Raw genomic sequence first — 18,852 nt, forward strand, 5'->3', positions numbered from 1 at the left:
TTCGCCCGGTAGCAGGCACATTCCGGCCGAGATCCGAGCTACAGCTCGGGCCTCGAGATGGTAATGGGGGTTATAACCGAGGTCGCAGCCTCGGCCTGAGCGAACGGCAAGGTGAAGTGCAGGCGCGCCCCGCCGATGGGGGCCGACGTCATCTCGAGCGTGCCGCCCCGGTACGCCAGGCGGTCTGCGTGCCGGCGCAGACCGTGAAGCTCCGGCTCCGCCGCCGACGCCAGCCCTGTTCCATCGTCGTCCACGGTCACGCTGAGGACCCACTGCTCGGGGTCGGCGGCCGGCGTCACCTCGGCGTACACCTCGACGGAGCGAGCATGACCGTGCTTGAGCGCGTTGGTGACCGCTTCTTCCACGAGGTAGATCGCCACGAGGCGCTCGGGTACCGGGATCGGAGCGCCGCCCTCGTCGGCGAACCGCTGCAGCCTCGGGCCCAGCTCAACAGACGTCGCGACGGAAGCGGGCAGCCGGTTCAGCATGATCTGGATCGCCTCAGTAGTGCCGAGATCGGCGCCCGAAGGGAAGACCGTATGGCTGAGGGAACGAACGTCCTCTTCGCGAATCTCCTCAAGGGTCTCGGCCCACTGGCGCAGTTCGGTCTGCATGGCCCCGTTGCCCATTCGATCCGCGATCGCATCCAGACCCGCGGTGACGGAGACCAGACGGAATTGAAGAGTGCCGTGAAGCTGGTCTGCGATGGCTTTCCTCACGCGCGTCTCCTCGGCTTGGAGCTCGTTGATCGCGCGAGCCGCCTGTCGCACCGCGGCCGTTCGCTGCCTCTCCTCATCTCGTGCGCGAGCGACGAGCGACGCCGTGAACAGACCCGCGGACACGGCGACGAACACCGACGCCGGGCCGATGATCGACTGCGCGGTGACGAACGCGCCGTCCACGGGTGTGCTGCGGAGGGCGAGAAGCGCGGGGATCCGGAGCAGCGACGCGGCGATCGCAGTGAGGATCAACACGGTGAGCCGGGTCGGCAGCGATCGGGCGTGGGGCCGGATCGCAAAGGTCGCGGCGATCACGACCAGCCCGTAGGCGAGGTTGATTCCCGCGACGTCGAGCCCATCGGCAACGGCCTCATGGACGGAATCGGGGTCGTCCCCCAGCGCGGACAGTCCACCCCACCCGGCCCACTGCGCCACGGCCATCGGGGAGTAGAGCACGATGTTCAGAACCGAGAACGAGACAGCGATGCGCGTGTAACCGGAGGACGCCAACGCTGCTGTGACGCCCGCGCGCGACCGCCTCACGCGCGCCACGACCGCCCGGTCTGCTCCAGGAACGCCAGTACGGCCGCCACGCGGCGGTTCTGGCCGTCGCCGTTGATTCCGAGCCGCTGGTAGATCGACTTCAGGTGGCTCTCGACCGACCGCTCGTTGATGCCCAGGCGTTCACCGGCGGCCTGGTTCGACATCCCCTCGGCGATCAGCCGCAGCACGCCGAACTGGGCCGGCGTCAGATCCGCCACCGCCGTGTCGACCCGCGGGGTCGAACGCTGAACGAGGTAGGGGTCGAGCACAACCTCCCCTCGCGCGGTGGCGGCGACGGCCCGCACCAGCACATCGCGCGAGAAGCTCGACCGTTTCGAAAGGTAGCTCCACGGCCGCGACGTCTGATCCTGGACCGTCGTGAACAGCCCCATCACGTCCTCGCTCGACAGGAGCATCACCGTCAGGCGCGCATCGGCCCGTTGCAGCGCGAGACCCAAAGCGACCCCGTTGCCGTCTGGTAGGTTCACATCCAGCACGGCGACGTCGCAGCTTCCGGGCGTGAACACCAAGCGCGCCTCGGCGACTCCCGGCACGGAGTGGACGACCTGCATCCCCTCCTGGGCAGACAGAGTCTGCTCAAGCATGCCGCGGAGCAGCGCCTCGTCCTCGACGAGCCCTATTCGGATCATTTGCGGTATCTCCAGATCGAACGATATCGCCGGTCACCCCGGGGCCCATAGGACACGGGAGCGCAGGCTTGCGGGCAATATGGCAGCGGGTAGTAGGCACGCTAATGCGTGGTACCACGCACGCGCACCCGTGGCCCCAGTGCCTCTGATCAATGCTTGATTCCAAGTCATCAATCAATTAGTCAGGGGGGGCACCGTGCGCATCATCGCTCGGACATTGGGAGTCATGCTGTTAGCGCTGATGGTGCTGCCCTTCGCATGGAAGCTTGCCACTGGTGATCAGTTCCTGACTGTGACGAGCAAGTCCATGCAGCCGACGTACATGGTCGGTGATGTAGTGGTCATGCAACGAGCCGACGGCGATGTGCTTGCCGACAAGGGCCAGCCCGTGGTCGTCCGCATGTCGGGCGCCTCATCGTCGGGCGCTCCCTACGTGCACCGCGTCGAGCAGCCTCTGTCTGACGGGCGTGCATACCTCAAAGGCGACAACAACGCGCAGCGAGACCCGCTGCCCGTGAGCCCCGAGCAGGTGCTCGGCGTCCCCCGAGCAGTGCTCGCCGGGCCCCTGGCGTCGATCTTGACCTTCTCCCAGAGCATTCTCGGCCGCGTGGTGCTCGGTGGGGCGGCTCTTGCGCTGCTATTGGTTAAGCTGCCCCGTCGCACTTCAGCGTCCGCAGCCGCGTCCGCTCCCGAGTCGGAATCGGACCCGGAGTCGGAATCGGAGTCCGTCAGCGAGCCCGCAGACGTCGACGACGTCTTCTCGCCGCTCGCTCCCGCTCTCCACGGCCCCGCGCTCCACGGCACTGGCGTGGAACCGGCGAGCAGCTTAAGGGGGCAATCGTGAAGAACGTCGGGCGGCTGATCGCTGTCACCGCGCTGATCTCACTCCTCACCATCGGGCCGGGGCGCCATTCCAGCGCCGCCGTGCTGCCCGACACCCGGGCCCTCACCGTCGCCGCAGGTTCCGCGACCGTATATTCCGCCGACGACCCCGCCACCGACGCGAGCGCGGCTGAAGAAGACGAATCAGCGGAGTCGGCCGAACCTGCGCAAGATCCCGAGCTCGTCGACGATGGCACCGATCTCCCCGGCGAGCAAAGCGACGCGACCGACTCAGAGCACGACGCCGATTCCGCTGAAAACGCGGAGGTCACCGAAGACCCGGAGGTCAGCGACGACGCAGAAGCCACCGACGACGCAGACGTTGCTGACGACGCAGAGGTCGGCGACGACGCGGCTTCCCCCGACGCTGACGACTCCGCAGAAGGCACCGACGTCGCCGATAGCACGGAAGATGCGAACGGCACCGAAAACCCGAACGGCACCGAAGATACGGACGGCGCTGGAGTCGACGACGGCACGGCACGGCCGGGCGAGAACGAATCGGACCCGGGTGTGTGTGCCCAGGACGAGGAGCTCATCGCCCCCGACACCGACACTTCGGGCGCGGGCGCGGCCGCAACAGACAATGGCCTCCAGACTTCCGACGAGACCAAAGCGGACTCAGCTGACTGCGCCGCGTCCCCGGGGCAGACCGACGAGACCGTTCCCGACGCGACCGATCCTGAAGCCACCGATCCTGAAGCAACCACGACCGCGACCGACAGCGACACGGCGTCCCCCGACGCTGACGGAGAGGGCCACGCCGACGACCAGGTCGCCGTCACACGATCAGATCACGGGCGCGAGCCCGAAGCTGTTTCCTGACCGCCTGACCCAGCGAGCACCGTCGCGAACGCCAGCCACCCACCGACATGAAAGCTGGCCGGTCTACCGGCCAACGACCAACTGCGTCGGCTTCGGCAGGACGTACACGGTCGTGTCGTCGAGCTTCACTGCTTTGAGCTCGGGGTGAGCCGCGAGATACGCGCGCACCTGCGGCGGCATCGGAAAGCGGTGGTCCTGCTGGATCACGATCGCGCGGAAGGGTCCGGCGGCCGGATCAGTCTCCAGGTTGTTGCCGAGGTAGGGGCTGTCGGTGCTCGGGCTGGCCTGGACGATGAGTACTCGATCGCTGCCCGTCACACCGGCGCTCTGCAGCACGGGTTCGACTCGCGCGATCCCATACGGGCGCAGAGTAACCACCTCCCGCAACTGCACGACGACCGTGACCGCCGCGAGAGCAAGCAACACGGTTGCAAGGCCGACCGCGACGCCGCGCCAGTGCCGCCGACGGAGCTGGTACAGCTTGACGACGCCGATGCCGGCGAGCGGAATCGCTGACCAGGCGATGTCCTCGTAGTAGTACGGCAGGGCGTCGTGCGCGATCAGGGCGAAGAATCCAACGCTGCACAGCGTCGCAGCGAAGAGGAACCAGCTGAGCAGCTGATGGCCCGGCACAACGAGAGCGGCTGCGATGCCGGCGAGCACGACGATCGTGGCAAGGGCGCCAAGGCCGTGCGCTCCGAACCAGAGAACACCCCACCACGGCGCGTGCAGATAGGTCTTCCCCGCGATGACGGTGGCGTGCCCGGTCGCGTTCGCGCTGCTCTGGAACTTCAGCATGTACGTGATCGCCCGCACGGGGCCGGCGGGCAGATAGCTCAGCCATCCGGTGACGACCGCGACTGCTCCCCAGACGAGCGCGGGCACGGCGGCGCGATACGAACGCCAGCGCGGCGTCCAGATGACAACCGCGAACGCCGGAAGGATCGCCAAGGCCGGTGCCTTGGAGGTGATCGCGAGCCCGAAGGCGACGCCGGACAGCACGAGCCACACCCAGCGCTCCGTGCGGTGCCACTGCCAGATCGTCGCGCTCGCCGCAACGAGGAACGCGGCCATGATCGGGTCGAGCATCGCCATTCGCTCGATCCGGTCGTACGGGTTGCCGTCGGGATCGAAGACCGGCAGAAGGAGCGCGAATCCGGCCGGGACGATTGCCAGGAGACTGCCGAACTCGCGGCGCATCCAGAGCCAGATGACGACCGCCGCCGCGAAGCTCATCGTCGCTGTCACCAGCCGGCTCACGGTCACGCTCAGGTGACCGACCGCGAGCTCAGCCACGCCGATCAGGTACTTCCCGGTAAGGGGGTGCTCAAGGTTGGCGGTGAACGTTCCGTGCAGGTACTGCCACCCCGCGGTCGCGTAGGTGACCTCGTCTCCGGCGATGTTCCCCGCGCTGAGGTGAGCGAACTCGATCACCGCACCCGCCGCGAACACAAGAACAAGAATTGACGCGACCACGAGAGAGCGGCGCCGACGGCGAGCGCGTTGACGCGGCGGGGCGTCGGCGTCGCGGTCGACCTGAGCGGCAGACGTCACGGCGACCACCCTATGCGGCGAGCGCGGTCCCCCGAGGTACCCCACGGCGCCGGGCCGCGCGGCGCGTCGACGCCGCAACGCGCCCCAGGAGGTAAAGCAGCGCGCTGATCGCGGTGACGAAGAATCCGACCGGCCAATCGCTCGCATATGCGAGCGCGATCGACGCCCAGATCGTCACCAGCGCGAACACCACCGAGAGGGCGATCGCCGACGCCGGGCGCCGGGTGAGAAAGCGCGCGGCAGCCGGCGGCCCCACCAGCAGAGCGAACATGAGCAGGGCGCCGACGATCGGCACGCTCATCGTGGTGGCGCAGGCGAGGATCAGGCCGAACACCACGGAGATGGCCTGTGGGCTGACCCCGCGCGACGCGGCCATGTCCGGCACCACTGAGGCGGTCAGCAGCGGCCGGAAGAGAACCGCGACTGCAACCAGGCACAGCGCACCGAGGACGACCATGGGCACGATCTCGACGCTGGAGACGCCGAGGATCTGCCCGAACAGCAGCGAGAACACCTCCGCGGAGTACTCGGTGGAGCGGCTGAGGAACAGCGCCCCGAGTCCCAGCATCATGACGAGGGCGAGTGCGGTGATGACGTCACTGCGGGCGCGGCGACCGAGGACCGAGATCGTGAGCGCGCCTCCGGCAGCGAAGATGCCGAGGCCGATGAGCGGGTCGACACCGACGAGCACGGCGCCGGCCGCGCCCGCGAACGCGCCGTGAGGAACAGCGTGGGCGAGGAACGAGTTGCCGCGCAGCACGACGAAGAACCCCACGACACCGGCGATCAGGGCGACGATGGTGCCAGCCTCCCACGCGTTGATCATGAACGGGGCGAACATCAGCCGGCCACCTGAGCAAGCTCGGACTCGGAGCCCGCGACCGCACCTGCCTGTGCGGGCGCGCGGCGCGTGGACCGCAGGTGCGCCCCGACACGCACACCGAGGTAGACGAGAAAGACCAGCGCGACGATGCAGAAGCTCACCGGCCAGTTGGTGCGTCCGCCCCAGTAGTAGCTCTCGTAGGAGACCCAGCAGCCGACCCAGGTGGTCGCGACCGCCAGGCCGGCCGAGAGCAGCACGGCGTAGCCGAAGCGACGGGTGAGCAGCAGCGCGGTCGCGGCGGGCCCGATGAGCAGCGCGGTCGACAGGATCGCGCCGATCGTCAGCGATGACAGCTCGACCGCAAGAGCGAGCGCGACGAGGAACAGGATGCCGGTCACCCGCACTGGAACACCGCGGGCGGCGGCGAGATCGTGGTCGAGGGATTCCATCAGCAGCCACCGGTACGCGACGACGATCAGGAGCAGCGCGACGATGCTGAGGGCGATCACCGTCGGGATCACGCCCGGATCGATGACGAACAGCGACCCGAACAGCACCGAGACGGCGGCGTTGCTGGAGCCGCCGATGGTCGTGTCCCAGTAGAGGAACAGGGCGGTCAGCCCCAGCCCGAAGCCGAAGACGACCCCGGTCGCGACATCCCGCCCCTTCAGGCGCTGCACGCCGATGACCTCCATCAGCAGCGCGGCGATGATGCCGGCCCCGACGAAACCCCACAGCTGGCTGATGCCGACGAGGAACGCACCCGATCCGCCCACCGCGCCGAGGTCGGCGAGTGCGTGCCCGGCGAACGACTGGCCACGGATGACGGTGAACACGCCGATGATCCCCGTGACCGCGGCGACGAAGCCTCCGACGATCAGCGCCGTGTGCACGGTCGGGCTGCTGAGGAATCCGCTCGCGGCTGCCGCCGTGGCGAGGGCACTCATGCGCGCTCCCGTCGCAGCTCGGCAGTCGCAGCGGGCTCGTGGTGGACCTCGTCGGGCACCCCGACGGAATCGTCGGCGATGACCATGACGCGGCCTTCGGCGCGAATGACGCGGATCGGCCGCCCGTACAGGCGAGTGAGCACATCGCTGCGCACCACGTCGCCCGGCGCGCCGGTGACGGCGCGGCCGGCAGCCAGATAGACGAGCCGGTCCATGACCGGGAGCAGCAGATTCATGTCGTGGGCCGTCATCACGATCGCGACGTCGCGCGTGCGGCGCAACCGGTCGAGGAGCTGCACGATGTCGTGGGCGCTCCCGGGGTCGAGGTTCGCGAGCGGCTCGTCCAGCAGCAGCAGAGACGGGTTGCTGATGAGGGCGTGAGCCAGCAGTACACGCTGTTGCTGACCGCCGGAGAGCTCGCCGATGCGCTGGTCCGCGAACGACAGCGCGCCGACGGACTCCATCGCCTCCTCGACCCGCTCCTGCGCGGATCGGCGACGCAATGGCAGCCCGAGCCGGCCGCCGTCGATTCCGAGCGCGACGACATCGCGCGCACGCATCGGGGCGTCCGCGTCCAGGGCGACCTTCTGCGGCAGATAGCCGACACCGCCGCTGTGCGCCGCCCGGCGGGGCCGCTGCACGCTGCCGGATGTCGGGCTGAGCACACCGAGGAGCACGCGCAGCAGCGTGGTCTTCCCGGCGCCGTTCGCGCCGATCAGGCCGACGAACTCCGCCGCCGCAACCGTGAGATCGACGCCGTCGAGGATCTGCTTGCCAGACAGGGCGACACGGATGCCCCGAGCGGAGAGCACGTGGCCCGGGGCATCCGTCATCGAAGAATCCGTGGTCAAGGAATCCGTCACAGCTTCTCGGTGGACTGGCCGCTTGTGATCGCGTTCTGCAGCGCGGTCAACTCGGCCTCCATCCACTTCTGGTACGTGTAGCCGGTCGGCATCGTCTCGTACACGCCGACGACCGGGATTCCGCTCGAGTGCGCGAGCGACAGGAAGTGCGAGGTGATGGAGTCGGTCACCTGCTGGTTGTAGAGGAACACCTTGATCGACTTGCCGGTGAAGAACGCGTCCTGCGTCGCGGAATCCTGCGGTGACGGGTCGGTGTCGTTCATGATCGCCGCCTGGAGCGACCACGGCGTCTTGATGTCGATGCCCGCCGCCTGCAGCATGTAGTCGGCCACCGGCTCGGTCACCGCCACCGGCGTGTTCGCGTGGCTCTGCTTGAAGGTGGCGAGCTGGTCGGTCCAGGTCTTCAGCGAGGCGTCGAAGGCCGCCAGCTGAGAGGTGAAGTAGCTCTTGTGCGACGGCTGGATCTTGCCGAGATCGGCCGCGATCGTCTTCGCAACCGCCGGCATCGTCGTCGGGTCGTACCAGAGGTGCGGATTCTCGGTGCTGTCCGGCAGGCCGAGCACCTTCTGCGCGACGATCACCGTGCGGTTCTTGTTCGGCGACGCCGCCTCGAGCTTGGCCATGAAGTCGTCGTAGCCGACCCCGTTCTGAACCACGAGCTGAGCCGTGCTGAGCTCTTTGGCGACGCTCGCGCTGGCCTCGAAGGTGTGCGGGTCGGTGTTCGGGTCGCTCATGATCGCCTTCGCACTGACGTACTTGCCACCGATCTGCGCCGCGACATCCGAGTATTCGTTCTCGGCCCCGACGACGACGATCTTGCCGCTGCCACCGCTGGTGCTCGCACTCGAGGCCTGCGAACAACCGGCCAGAGCAGTCGCGACCGCCGCGGCCGCGATGCCCGCGGCCACCAGTTTCTTGATGCGCACTGACGTCCATCCAATCCAGGGCACTGCCCCAACCACCGTGATTATTGAGAACAATTCTCAGTACGGTTGAGACTACGACGGCGTGCGAAATAACGCTAATCGAAACGATAACCGTTCTCAATCAGGTCGCGGCGCCCACCCGTCAGCCGCTCTAGCGGTAAGTCCAGGCTCAGGGACGAGGGCCTGCGATCACCCGGTCGAGCCACTCGGTGAGCATGCGTCGCTCGTTTTCGCTCAGAGCGGCGAGGTCGTCTGCGTGCGCGCGAAGAGCGACAGCGTGGGCGGCGACGTCGATGGGGCTTTCCGTCGGCGTCGCCCGACGGGCGGCTCTGTCGACATCGTCCGGCGCGATGATCTGCGTGAGGATCGCGTCGAACATGGCGTCCGCGAGTCGTTGGTCGCGTTCCGCCGCGGGTTTGGCGAGGGTAGCCAGGACGGCGCCGGTTCCCGCAGCGTGGATCAGGTCGACGGCCCGATCTTCGGAGACTTGTAGTCGTCCGGCGCGTGCGACGCGATGGACTCGGTCGGCGAGCAGCTGCATGCCCGCCGCCGCGGCCGGCGATCGTGGTCGGCGGCTGGGGTCGCTGATGAGCGCATAGAGATCCGGGTTCGCGAGGCCGAAGCCGACCGTCATGTCCCAGCCCGTGCGCAAATCCTCGATCGGGTCGATGTCATCGTCGGCCGCGACAGCCACGGCTGATCTCTTCGCGGTGGCGAAGATCGTCATCTCGTGCTCGGCGATCGCGTCGAGCAGGCCGTCCTTGTCACCGAACAGGCGATAGATGGTCGGCGCCTGCACGCCCGCGCGATCCGCGACGCTGCGGGTGGTGACGGCGGACTGTCCCCCATCGCGCAGAAGCGCCGCCGCGACCGCGACGATGCGCTGGCGATTGCTGGCACGAGCATCCGTCTCGACCGTCATGAGACAACGATAACGGGTCGCTGTTAGCACTGTGTTTCCAGTGCTAACGTATGCCTGATTCCGTCGGAAACACGAAAGGCACTCCATGATCGTCATCACAGGCGCCACGGGCGCACTCAACGGCGCGACTGCCGACCATCTGCTCACCCGAATCCCGCCCTCGGAGCTCGTCGTCGTCGCGCGGGACCCCGCAAAGGCGCAGCACTTCGCCGAGCGCGGCGTGACCGTGCGGTACGGGGACTTCACCGAGCCCGCATCGCTGCCGCCAGCGTTCGACGGCGCCCAGAAGCTGCTGCTCGTCTCCTCGAGTGACCCGAGCGAAGACGCCGTGACCCTTCACCGCGCTGCGATCGACGCGGCCGTCGGTGTCGGCGTGGGGCACGTGCTGTACACCAGCCACCAGGGCGCCGCGGCAGACTCTCCGTTCCGCCCCGCCCGCGACCACGCCGCAACCGAGCAGCTCCTCGCCGAATCCGGACTCACGTGGACGGCGCTGCGCAACGGTTTCTACCTGCACAGCCTGCGGTGGCTGCTCGGCCCGTGGCGCGAGACCGGGGTCATTGCCGTGCCTGGCGACGGCCCCGTCTCGTGGACAGCCCGCGAGGATGCCGCCGAGGCCGCCGCAGCTCTGATCGTCTCCGATCAGGACTTCACGGGACCGGTCACCATGACCGCGCGTCAGGCGCCGACCTTCGCGGAGATCGCGGACATTGCCACGGCCGCCGCCGGACGACGGATCCGCTTCGAGGACATCGATCCCGATGACTGGACACGCGCGCAGCTCGCCGCCGGCACGCCCGCGCCGGTGGCGGGGTTCCTTCTCGGCATGTACCAGGCCGCAGCGGGAGGCTTCTTCGCCGGCACCGATCCCACCCTGCCCGCACGGCTCGGCCGCGAACCGCGGACGGTGCAGGACTTCCTTGCGGCTGAGCTCGGCTGAGCCGCGCCCCGATCGCACGCGCCTGCCAAGACGGTGGTCGGCGCCAACAGGGGCCGCCCCACCGGGCGACCCCTGTTGTGTGAATCCGTGTGTTGTTACCGAAGCTGCGGGGCCACGGCTTTCGCGGGTTCTACGGTGTCCAGCAGAACCGCAGCGGGCGCCCAGTTGCTCAAATAGTTCGACGCGAGCCAAACCTCGACTCGATCGCCTGGCTTGAACGCTCCACGGTTTGTGAGTGTCACGGTGTCACTCGTCGCCGTCTTGCTCGAGTAGTACGCCTTGCCGTTACGGGCTTCCATCAGATATTTGCCGTTAAGCATCACCATGTAGCGGTTCGCACCATCGAATGCTGTGCGCGACAAGGTCAGGTCGACGGTCGTGGCGGCTTTCCGAATGGAGACGACCCCTGCTTTCGCGGCCGCGTTCGGCGTGAGGTGGGCCGCCGTGACCGATACCTTCTGAAGCACCTCCGCACCGGCAGAGCTGCGCCCAGGGGTGCCGGGGGCACGCTCGAGACTGAAGGAATCGCCAACAGCTGCCGGCACCGAGCGCGACACAACCACCGACGTGCTGTCCTTCTTGACGGAGGAGTAGTAGGCGGCGCCGCGATAGATCTCCATCACATAGTTGCCGTTGTGGCGGACGATGTACCGGTCTGCACTGTCATAGGCGTCTGAGGGCAGGACGATCTGGGGCACGACGTTCTTCACGTCGTTCTGCAAGCGGAGAGTCGGGGCGAATGAGTTCTCATCGGGCTGGTCTGACTTCTCGAGCAGCTGCCCGACGATGTTTCCAAGCTGGTGATCCTTGGTGTCGCCCGTCAGATCCCAGATGATGGCCCCGCCGTAGTTGTTGTCGCGGATGAAGTCGACCTTTGCCTGCACCGAACGCGGATCGTCGTAGGTCAGGAAGGTCTTGGTGGTGCGGTTGTACAGGTACGGCACCTGCGACTCGTCGTCCCAGTACTTCTCGTAGCCCGAGTCGGACTCGAGGCCTTTGAGCAGGTACCACGGATTCGTGCCGGTGCGCTGACCGGCATCGTCCCAGGCGCCCGCGACGGTCGCCGTACCGGACGTGCCGAGCCCGGGAAGGCCGGCAATCTTCTCCGTGGGTTCGACGTCACCCCAACCACGGCCGTAGTACGGAACGCCGACAAGCAGCTGCTTCTTGTCGATGCCGTAGCGTTCGTGGAACTCGGCCATGGTCGCGGTCGTGTTGAGCTTCGGGTCCGCGTCGAGCGAGTTGCCGGTCAGTGGCGAGTTGTGGCCGGTGACCGGGTCGAATGCGCCGTGGTAGTCGTAAGACATCACGTTGACCGTGTCGACCAGGTCTTTGATCACGCTCGGTTTGATGTATTCCATCAGCGTGTGATTAGGAGAGACCGCGATCGAGAGCGGGTAGTACTGGTCTCGCTCCTTGCCGATCTCCGTCAGTTTCGTGCGCAGCGTCGAGAGCAGTCCCTCGAACTGATCGGCCGCTCGGGCAGTTCTCGGGTACTCCCAGTCGATGTCGAGCCCGGTGAAGCCATGCTGATCCATGAAGGTCACCATCGAATCGGCAAGCCGTTCCGCTTTCGACGGAGTCGCGGTCGCGTCCTCGAACTCACCGTGTTCGCTGTTCGTCCACCCTCCGATCGAGAGCATGTTCTCCACGCCGTTCGCCGCGGTCGCGGCGGCGAGTTGGCTGTAGAGGCCGCCGTTCTTCTCCAACGCGGCCCACGAGTCGCCGACAGCGACGCCCCACGTGCCGTCCGCGCCCTTCTTCAGCAGACCGAACGCGTAGTTGAGGTGGGTGATCTTGTCGAACGGAATGTCCGCGACCGTGTAGGAGTCGTGAGCCTCGTAGATGCCCCACTCCGGGAAGTAGCCGACCACCTTCGTCTGGTCGATTCCCCGCTGACGCTCGTCGCGCTGGAACGCCTCCGCAATCGCGCCGCTCCAGGGAGTGAAGCCGAACTCTGCCAAGGGCGTCAGGTTGGGTTCACGCAGCTTCGCCCACGCATCCGATCGCCCCGGCTCGTCCGATGGGCCGGCCCACCACTTGTTCTGGTACAGGGCGCCGCCGTGCAGCACCAGTGTTCCGGCAGTGGCGTATTCTCGCGCGGCCCAGGGAACGCTCTTGACCACGTCGGCGTCGTAGCTTGCAATCAGCACATCCTGCCGACCCTTGAATGACTGCGCGTCGTTCCCTTGACTCCACGACGCCCCACCGTCGTTCGACCACATATGCTTGGCGGTCAACCCGGAAATGATGTTCTTCTCGTCATCGGCAGTCAGTTCGGTCGTGGCTGCGGTCGCTGCGACACCCCCTGACAGGATGACTGCCGGAGCCACCAGACCAGCGACCACCAACGAAAGCCCCCGTAGCCGGCCTCTCTTGCGGCGGCCGCTGGTCGAGCGTTTTTCGCCCGACCGGTCAACGTTGCTCTGTACGGGCACACATACCTCCATCTCTGCGCCACCTGCGAAAAGGAGCGATGGCGCTTCGACGGTAGGTTGGTGACCCGCACACCCCGCTCACGTACCGTGGGCCCGCGGTCGCCCTTGCGAGGTAGCACGTAGACACGCGGCCGCCCGCGCCTACCCGGCGTACTCCTCGGGGGTCACCTTGCGGCCCCAGGTCGTGTGGTTGCCGGTCTCATCCGCCTCCTGGTAGGCGAGCTGCACCGCGAACCGCGTCGGGGCGGCGCCGTGCCAGTGGTTCTCGCCGGGTTCGATGTAGATGCTGTCGCCGGGCCGGGCCTCTTCGATGGCGCCGCCCTCTCGCTGCACCAGGCTGACGCCCTCCGTGATGTAGATGGTCTGACCCGCCGGGTGGGTGTGCCATGCGGTGCGGGCACCGGGCGCGAAGTGCACGACTCCGCCCATGACCTTCGACTGCTGTGAGGGAACGCTGACGACGTCGATGTAGACGTTTCCGTCGAACCAGTCGCTCGGACCGGCCGCCATCGTGTCCAGCTCGCTACGCGTGATCTTCACTTTCAACTCCTTGTCGATGGCACCTGCACGTGACGCCGACCCCGTCGGCCGGTTTGCTCGCTCTGCAGGTGCTTCATCAACAAACCACCGCCGCACGCGGTGGTGAGAGGCCGAGCTTTCCCATGTAACGACAGGGCACCCCACGGCGAGCACGCGCGCCGTAGTGTCGGTGGGTATGGATGCGAGAGCTGAGGTGCGCGACTTCCTCGTCTCACGACGCGCGAAGATCACGCCCGGCGAGGTCGGCCTCACGAGCTACGGCATCCGTCGGGTTCCGGGGCTGCGGCGAGAGGAAGTTGCGACCCTCGCGGGCGTCAGCGTCGACTACTACAACCGGATGGAGCGAGGCGATCTGACGGGCGTCTCCGACGGCGTGCTCGACGCGATCGCGGGCGCGCTCCGACTCGATGAAGCAGAACGGATGCATCTCGCGGACCTCGCCCGGGCATCTCGCGCCCCGCACGCCCGTGGTCGGCGCACCCCGACCAGGAGCACGGTTCGACCGAGCGCCGAATGGATCATCGAAGCGATGACCGGTGCGGCGGCCTTCATCGTGAACAACCGACAGGACATCCTGGCCGCGAACCACCTTGGCCGCGCCCTGTTCGCGCCGATGTTCGAGTCGGGCGCGCCCGCGAACATGGCTCGATTCACCTATCTCGATCCGCGCGCCCGAGAGTTCTTCGCCGATTGGGATCGCACCGCAAAGGAATGCGTCGCCGGGCTGCGTGCGCAGGCCGGGCACGACCCGTTCGACCGGGACCTGTCAGATCTGGTCGGCGAGCTCTCGACACGGTCTCCGGAGTTCGCCGCCTTGTGGGCGAGCCACAACGTGCGCCTGCATCGAAAGATGGAGAAGCGCTTCAATCATCCGATCGTGGGCGAGCTCGCGCTGCGATACGAACGACTCGAAATAGCGGGCGACGCGGGAATCGAGATCTTCGCCTACGTGGCTGAACCGGGTTCCGTGTCAGCCGAGACGTTTCCGCTGCTCGGCAATTGGACGATGGACGCGCCGCCTGACACATCCCGTGCGCATCGCTCAGCGGCCGATCATCTCGGGAACCCCTGACGTTGCGGCGCGACGGATTGCGTCAATGACCCTCATGTTTGCGGCGATGTCGTCTCCTCGCCCCGGTGAGGAAGCTGCTCCTGCGATAGCCCCGCCGGCAGCGCCGGCGGCAGCACAGCGCCGCACGAACTCTGCAAGCTGGTAGTCGAAGCTGCTTCGACCCGCGACCGTGCGTACTCGGCTCGGCCCAGCGGCGGGCCCGATCCGAAGGCTGTGCCCATGGTGGGGTCCGATGACGCCCGTCGCTGCGACGACGGCCCGCTCGAACTCAAGGGTCACCGAGACCGGAGCATTGGTCACGAACGAACACTCCACGTGCGCCACGCCCCCGTCCCCGAATCGCAGTTCGGCGCTCGTCTGCGCGTCCGCCCCGCTGGGGTTCAGCTGGCTCCGCGCGCTGACGCTGACGGGTTCGGAGTCGAAGAGAAGCCGCGACCAGTGCGCTCCATAGACGCCGTTGTGAAAGAGTGCCCCGCCGCCGAGAGAGGCGGCGTGAAGAATCGAGTTCGGGTCGTATGGTCGGACGCCGGCGATCACCGAGCTCGATGACAGCAGGCGCCCAAAGGTCCCTGACGAGACGATTCCCAGCAGCAGCCGGAAGAGCGGGTGGAACCGATAGTGGAACCCCTCCATGACGACCCGACGCGCGCTCACGGCGGCGGCCGCTATGGTGAGCGCTTCACGCTCGTCGACGGCGATCGGCTTTTCGCACAGCACGTGCTTTCCGTGCTCGAGCGCGGCGATCGCCCAGCGCGCGTGGTCGACTGCGGCGTTGGAGACGTAGACGGCATCGACGTCGTCGTCTGCAAGCACGTCGTCATATGCGACGGAGGCCCGGCGCAGTTCCCAATCGCGCGCGAACGCCTCGGCCGCGCCAGGACGGCGGGCGGCAACATGCACCACCCGCGCATCGGCGCGTCTGCTCAGAGGCTCGAGCAACGCCTCCACCGCGATGCGCGAGGCCCCGATCAGGCCGAACGATAGGGGACGCGTCATCCCGCCGGCCTGACCACCTTGACCGCCGTGACCTCGAAGCGGGCGAGCGGCACGGATACGGTGCTGCCGTCCAGCTCGAGGTCGTGCAGCTCGTCACCGAGATAGCTGGACTTGACGACACGCTCGGGCACCCCGGCGAGCTCGATCGCGAGGGTGATCGGCTCGTCGGCGAACGACTGCAGCCGCACGATCGTGGCGTTCTCGCCTGCCTCGACCAGTCCGACGACCTGCACCCGCGCGTCGGACAGAGCGAGCGCACCACGCTCGACCGCACGGCGCGTACCGGTTGCTCGCGCGGCCCGAAGAGGATGCACGTACTCGGCTGCGGTACGCAGCGCCAGCTCACTCGCCGTCTCGTGCTCGTTGGCCCGTACACCGATGGCGTATTCGAACGTCGCCTCGAAGCCCTGCTCGATCGGGAAATTCGTGTCCCAGACGTTGTTGTGGACCCAAGAGTAGATCGTGCCGGGCTCCGACGGGCTGGTACTTGCGGGGAATGGGGCATAGGGGACCGCGATGGTGTGCGGCTCCACGAGCGGCGCATCCTTCGTGACCCATGCCACCGCCGCGTCGCCGTCCTCGACAAGGACCCAGTCACGCACCCCGCGCATGTGCTGGGGCGCGCCCGGAATATGCGGAAGCCCGCTGCCAGTCACGCTGCCCGAGACCTCGAAGCGCAGCCGCGCGTCGTCCCCCGCGAACGGGAACGCGAAGTAAGCGCTCTCCTTGACCAGCCGGGAAGGCTTCGAGAGGCGGTTCTCGACGAGAAGCCGCGGCTCGTCGTTGCGCAGGCGCAGCGTGACCCGGATCCAGTCGGCGCCATCCGCCTGATACTCGTAGACGAGCGCCTGCTCGATCGTGTTGTCCACGCGCTCGACGATGCGAGACGGACGCCCGATGGTGCGAGTGGCAAGCATTTCGAGCCGCTCGCTCGTTGCGAGTTTGTTGGCCAGATGGTTGAAGCCCCCACCGGAACTCGCGTACTCGTCATAGACGTAGCCGTTGAAGCCGACGACCGCACTCGCGTTCACCAGCTCTCGGCCGGTGCGCTTCTCGAGGATGGACGAGATGACTGAGGCATGCTCGTCGACCTGCACCCTGAGGTGCTGGTTCTCGAGCATGAGCAACTCTCTGCGCGGTCGAGCGGCGAGAGCCGACCCCTCGCTCCGTCCCTCATCGCCGAGCGACATCAGGCCGTACTCGCTGCGGCCGGAGGCGCTGCGCGGAACGCTCTCGTTGGCGCCCTCCTCGTGCTCCCGCAGGGCCGGGTCACCGGCGTGCACGTCGACCCGCACGTAGCCCAGTGCCGGAACATCCTCGACGCGCGCGATGATCCAGCGACCGGATTCCCGGTGAGCGGCGTTCGCCTGGCTCTCGGTGACGAAGGCAAGCTCGGATCCGTCTCGGCCATCGAACAGTCGGATGCTCGCAGCCAGCGGCACCACCGCTTCCGGGAGTAAGAAGCGCACCGTCCCGGAGCGGCGCAGACCGGTCGGGTTGGCGATCGCGAAGCTCGCCGTGGCACCGTCGCCTGCGGCGACGGACTGACCGAGGTAGACCAGCGCCGTCTCGAGCAGTTCCGACGAGCGCTGCTGCGCGATGAGGCTTTGCGCAACCTTCCATTGCCACTGGAGCTCGCCCGACGAGAACCCCTCGTCGCCATGCGTCCAGGAGTTCCCGGCGCCCCAGGTGTGTTCGTTGAACATCGAGATCGCCTCATATGCGGCCGACGCCTGCGTCGACTCGTCACGCACTGGCCGGCCGTCGAGCATCGCACTCAACTGAGAGATGGTGCGCCCATCGACTACCTCAGCCTGTGCCTTGCGCATGAATGCCATGGGCACTGCGGCCGAGCCGACTCCCTCAACCCACCAGTCGCCCCAGTCGCCTTCGACCGTGACGAGCTCGTCGCCGAGTCGCGCCTCAGCATCGGCGAAGAAGTCCTCGTTGCGGGACACGCGCAAGCGCGGCCAGTCCCACGTCTCGTTCCACTGGCGCACGATGCTGGGCAACGCCAACCGCGCCGGCGCGTTGTCGCCCATCAGCCCCTGCACGCGCAAATGAAGAATGTCCCAGGGGTACGGGTCCCGGCCGGCGAAGGACTCGCCGTGCGCCCCGAACACGCCGGGCGGGAAGGGGTAGCCGTTGGCCACCATGGAGGTGAGGTACGCGGGGAAGTAGTTCTCCACCTCCTCGATGCTCTGGCTGAAACCGACCATCGGCCCTTCCATGTAGGCGAGACCGTGCGGGCTGTCCGTCATCCACACCAGCACCTCGCTGCCGGCAAGAGTGCGCCAGCGGAACAGCCGAGGAAGGTTCAGAGCGCCCGTGGTGTGCGGCTGAGATCGCCCAGCCCAGTTGTGTGCGACCGACAGGTACTTGACACCGACCTCCTGGAGCGCGTCCGGCAGCCCAGCGACCTGTCCAGGCACGTCGGTCTGCATCGCGGAGGCGAACGGAATGCCGAACTCATCGCGGAGGTCGCGCGCGCCCCGCAGCAGCTCATGCAGCTCATCGGTCGAGCACACGTCTGTGTGGAGGTTGTAAGGAAGTGCGCTCAAGCCGATAGACCCGCCCTTGACGTGCTGAACGAGCCGTTGCATCTGGTTCTCCGGGCGATGCTTGCGCCAGTCGGAGATCGCCCAGAGCGCCTCGCTGTTCCAGCGAAAGCGCGCTTCCTCAGGCCAGTCGGCGGTCTCATCGATGAGGTCGAGTGCGCTGTCGAGGTATGAGCGCTGCGCCGCGAACACCTCCGTCTGGCGGTCGGTATAGCCGAAGTCGAAGTGCGAGTGGTGCACGAGGTGGATCGTCCACTCGCGCTGCTCCTGGAGGACGAACGGGAGCGTCTCTGCACCGAGCTCCGGGATTGCGAGTCGGACCTCGGTCGGCGCGGCCACCGCGCGCACGAGCAGGCGGAGACTTCCGGCCGGACCGTTCTCGACAGCGACGATGAGTTCGGCGTCCGATGTCGTCGTCAATGACGGTCGCATGGCGCGCCCGGCGAGGTCGGCATCGCGCCCGATGAGCCGCACGCTCTGGGTGCGGACGCCATCGACGGTCTTGATCAATGGTTCGGGAAGGACGGCGACGCCCGTGGAGCCGATGACGCCCTCAGCGTGCACGGCGCGCTCGATCAGACCACGGCGGGCATCCTGGTCGTCCCACGGCCGAGTCTTGATGAGCTTGGGGGTGGACATGCAAAAGTTCCTATC

General features: G+C 67.2%; 16 protein-coding genes. 4 read left to right on the plus strand and 12 right to left on the minus strand.

Annotated elements, in window-relative coordinates:
- Positions 1-38: 38 nt before the first annotated feature.
- Complete coding sequence (locus tag ACFOYW_RS17530) at positions 39-1,271, minus strand: sensor histidine kinase (protein ID WP_390232041.1); 1,233 nt, start codon at positions 1,269-1,271, stop codon at positions 39-41.
- Positions 1,259-1,912: a response regulator gene (locus ACFOYW_RS17535; protein WP_390232043.1), complete on the minus strand. Its 654-nt coding sequence runs from the start codon at positions 1,910-1,912 to the stop codon at positions 1,259-1,261. The genes ACFOYW_RS17530 and ACFOYW_RS17535 overlap by 13 nt, the downstream gene beginning before the upstream one ends.
- Positions 1,913-2,138: 226 nt before the next feature.
- Here ACFOYW_RS17535 and ACFOYW_RS17540 point away from each other — a divergent pair, with 226 nt between their 5' ends.
- A complete protein-coding gene (locus tag ACFOYW_RS17540; protein WP_390232046.1) occupies positions 2,139-2,756 on the plus strand; it encodes a S24 family peptidase in 618 nt (205 codons plus the stop codon).
- Complete coding sequence (locus tag ACFOYW_RS17545) at positions 2,753-3,619, plus strand: hypothetical protein (RefSeq protein WP_390232049.1); 867 nt, start codon at positions 2,753-2,755, stop codon at positions 3,617-3,619. The genes ACFOYW_RS17540 and ACFOYW_RS17545 overlap by 4 nt, the downstream gene beginning before the upstream one ends.
- 63 nt (positions 3,620-3,682) lie before the next feature.
- Here ACFOYW_RS17545 and ACFOYW_RS17550 read toward each other — a convergent pair whose 3' ends face one another.
- The 6 genes from ACFOYW_RS17550 to ACFOYW_RS17575 all read right to left on the minus strand — a co-directional run bounded on the left by ACFOYW_RS17550 (position 3,683) and on the right by ACFOYW_RS17575 (position 9,654).
- Complete coding sequence (locus ACFOYW_RS17550) at positions 3,683-5,173, minus strand: ArnT family glycosyltransferase (protein ID WP_390232052.1); 1,491 nt, start codon at positions 5,171-5,173, stop codon at positions 3,683-3,685.
- Between the two features lie 10 nt (positions 5,174-5,183).
- The gene (locus ACFOYW_RS17555; protein ID WP_390232055.1) at positions 5,184-6,014 is read right to left on the minus strand and encodes a metal ABC transporter permease; all 831 of its coding nucleotides are present in this window, start codon (positions 6,012-6,014) and stop codon (positions 5,184-5,186) included.
- Positions 6,014-6,943, minus strand: coding sequence for a metal ABC transporter permease (locus ACFOYW_RS17560; protein ID WP_390232058.1), 930 nt, complete (start codon positions 6,941-6,943; stop codon positions 6,014-6,016). The genes ACFOYW_RS17555 and ACFOYW_RS17560 overlap by 1 nt, the downstream gene beginning before the upstream one ends.
- Positions 6,940-7,776: a metal ABC transporter ATP-binding protein gene (locus tag ACFOYW_RS17565; RefSeq protein WP_390232061.1), complete on the minus strand. Its 837-nt coding sequence runs from the start codon at positions 7,774-7,776 to the stop codon at positions 6,940-6,942. Before ACFOYW_RS17565 ends, ACFOYW_RS17560 begins: the two co-directional genes overlap by 4 nt.
- A gap of 26 nt (positions 7,777-7,802) precedes the next feature.
- On the minus strand, positions 7,803-8,732 hold the full coding sequence (locus tag ACFOYW_RS17570; RefSeq protein WP_390232064.1) for a metal ABC transporter solute-binding protein, Zn/Mn family: 930 nt from the start codon (positions 8,730-8,732) through the stop codon (positions 7,803-7,805).
- Between the two features lie 169 nt (positions 8,733-8,901).
- Positions 8,902-9,654 carry a TetR/AcrR family transcriptional regulator gene (locus tag ACFOYW_RS17575; protein WP_390232067.1) on the minus strand — a complete coding sequence of 251 codons (753 nt, stop codon included), beginning with the start codon at positions 9,652-9,654 and terminating at the stop codon, positions 8,902-8,904.
- Between the two features lie 85 nt (positions 9,655-9,739).
- On the opposite strand from ACFOYW_RS17575, the gene ACFOYW_RS17580 reads away from it, so the two are divergent.
- Positions 9,740-10,594: an NmrA family NAD(P)-binding protein gene (locus ACFOYW_RS17580; protein ID WP_390232069.1), complete on the plus strand. Its 855-nt coding sequence runs from the start codon at positions 9,740-9,742 to the stop codon at positions 10,592-10,594.
- A 95-nt stretch (positions 10,595-10,689) separates the two neighbouring features.
- Here the strand turns inward: ACFOYW_RS17580 and ACFOYW_RS17585 are convergent, their stop codons facing one another.
- Together ACFOYW_RS17585 and ACFOYW_RS17590 are read right to left on the minus strand one after the other, a co-directional pair.
- Positions 10,690-12,747 carry a glycosyl hydrolase family 18 protein gene (locus ACFOYW_RS17585; RefSeq protein WP_390232072.1) on the minus strand — a complete coding sequence of 686 codons (2,058 nt, stop codon included), beginning with the start codon at positions 12,745-12,747 and terminating at the stop codon, positions 10,690-10,692.
- A 426-nt stretch (positions 12,748-13,173) separates the two neighbouring features.
- Positions 13,174-13,572 (minus strand): (R)-mandelonitrile lyase, encoded by a 399-nt coding sequence (locus tag ACFOYW_RS17590; RefSeq protein ID WP_390232075.1) that lies wholly within the window; start codon positions 13,570-13,572, stop codon positions 13,174-13,176.
- 175 nt (positions 13,573-13,747) lie between these two features.
- On the opposite strand from ACFOYW_RS17590, the gene ACFOYW_RS17595 reads away from it, so the two are divergent.
- On the plus strand, positions 13,748-14,644 hold the full coding sequence (locus ACFOYW_RS17595; protein WP_390232078.1) for a helix-turn-helix domain-containing protein: 897 nt from the start codon (positions 13,748-13,750) through the stop codon (positions 14,642-14,644).
- Here ACFOYW_RS17595 and ACFOYW_RS17600 read toward each other — a convergent pair.
- Both ACFOYW_RS17600 and ACFOYW_RS17605 read right to left on the minus strand, forming a co-directional pair.
- Entirely contained in the window at positions 14,615-15,640 is a 1,026-nt protein-coding gene (locus tag ACFOYW_RS17600; RefSeq protein ID WP_390232081.1) for a Gfo/Idh/MocA family protein, read from the minus strand. The genes ACFOYW_RS17595 and ACFOYW_RS17600 overlap by 30 nt on opposite strands.
- Positions 15,637-18,837 carry a glycoside hydrolase family 38 N-terminal domain-containing protein gene (locus tag ACFOYW_RS17605; RefSeq protein ID WP_390232083.1) on the minus strand — a complete coding sequence of 1,067 codons (3,201 nt, stop codon included), beginning with the start codon at positions 18,835-18,837 and terminating at the stop codon, positions 15,637-15,639. The genes ACFOYW_RS17600 and ACFOYW_RS17605 overlap by 4 nt, the downstream gene beginning before the upstream one ends.
- Positions 18,838-18,852: the final 15 nt, after the last annotated feature.

The sequence above is a fragment of the Gryllotalpicola reticulitermitis genome, assembly GCF_042651345.1.
In the GTDB taxonomy this organism is placed as follows: domain Bacteria; phylum Actinomycetota; class Actinomycetes; order Actinomycetales; family Microbacteriaceae; genus Gryllotalpicola; species Gryllotalpicola reticulitermitis.

Coding starts and splice junctions, on each gene's coding strand:
- ACFOYW_RS17535 (WP_390232043.1), bottom strand. CDS start 1,912: ATGATCCGAATAGGGCTCGTCGAGGACGAGGCGCTGCTCCGCGGCATG.
- ACFOYW_RS17540 (WP_390232046.1), top strand. CDS start 2,139: ATGCTGTTAGCGCTGATGGTGCTGCCCTTCGCATGGAAGCTTGCCACT.
- ACFOYW_RS17555 (WP_390232055.1), bottom strand. CDS start 6,014: ATGTTCGCCCCGTTCATGATCAACGCGTGGGAGGCTGGCACCATCGTC.
- ACFOYW_RS17560 (WP_390232058.1), bottom strand. CDS start 6,943: ATGAGTGCCCTCGCCACGGCGGCAGCCGCGAGCGGATTCCTCAGCAGC.
- ACFOYW_RS17565 (WP_390232061.1), bottom strand. CDS start 7,776: ATGACGGATGCCCCGGGCCACGTGCTCTCCGCTCGGGGCATCCGTGTC.
- ACFOYW_RS17575 (WP_390232067.1), bottom strand. CDS start 9,654: ATGACGGTCGAGACGGATGCTCGTGCCAGCAATCGCCAGCGCATCGTC.
- ACFOYW_RS17580 (WP_390232069.1), top strand. CDS start 9,740: ATGATCGTCATCACAGGCGCCACGGGCGCACTCAACGGCGCGACTGCC.
- ACFOYW_RS17595 (WP_390232078.1), top strand. CDS start 13,748: ATGGATGCGAGAGCTGAGGTGCGCGACTTCCTCGTCTCACGACGCGCG.
- ACFOYW_RS17600 (WP_390232081.1), bottom strand. CDS start 15,640: ATGACGCGTCCCCTATCGTTCGGCCTGATCGGGGCCTCGCGCATCGCG.
- ACFOYW_RS17605 (WP_390232083.1), bottom strand. CDS start 18,837: ATGTCCACCCCCAAGCTCATCAAGACTCGGCCGTGGGACGACCAGGAT.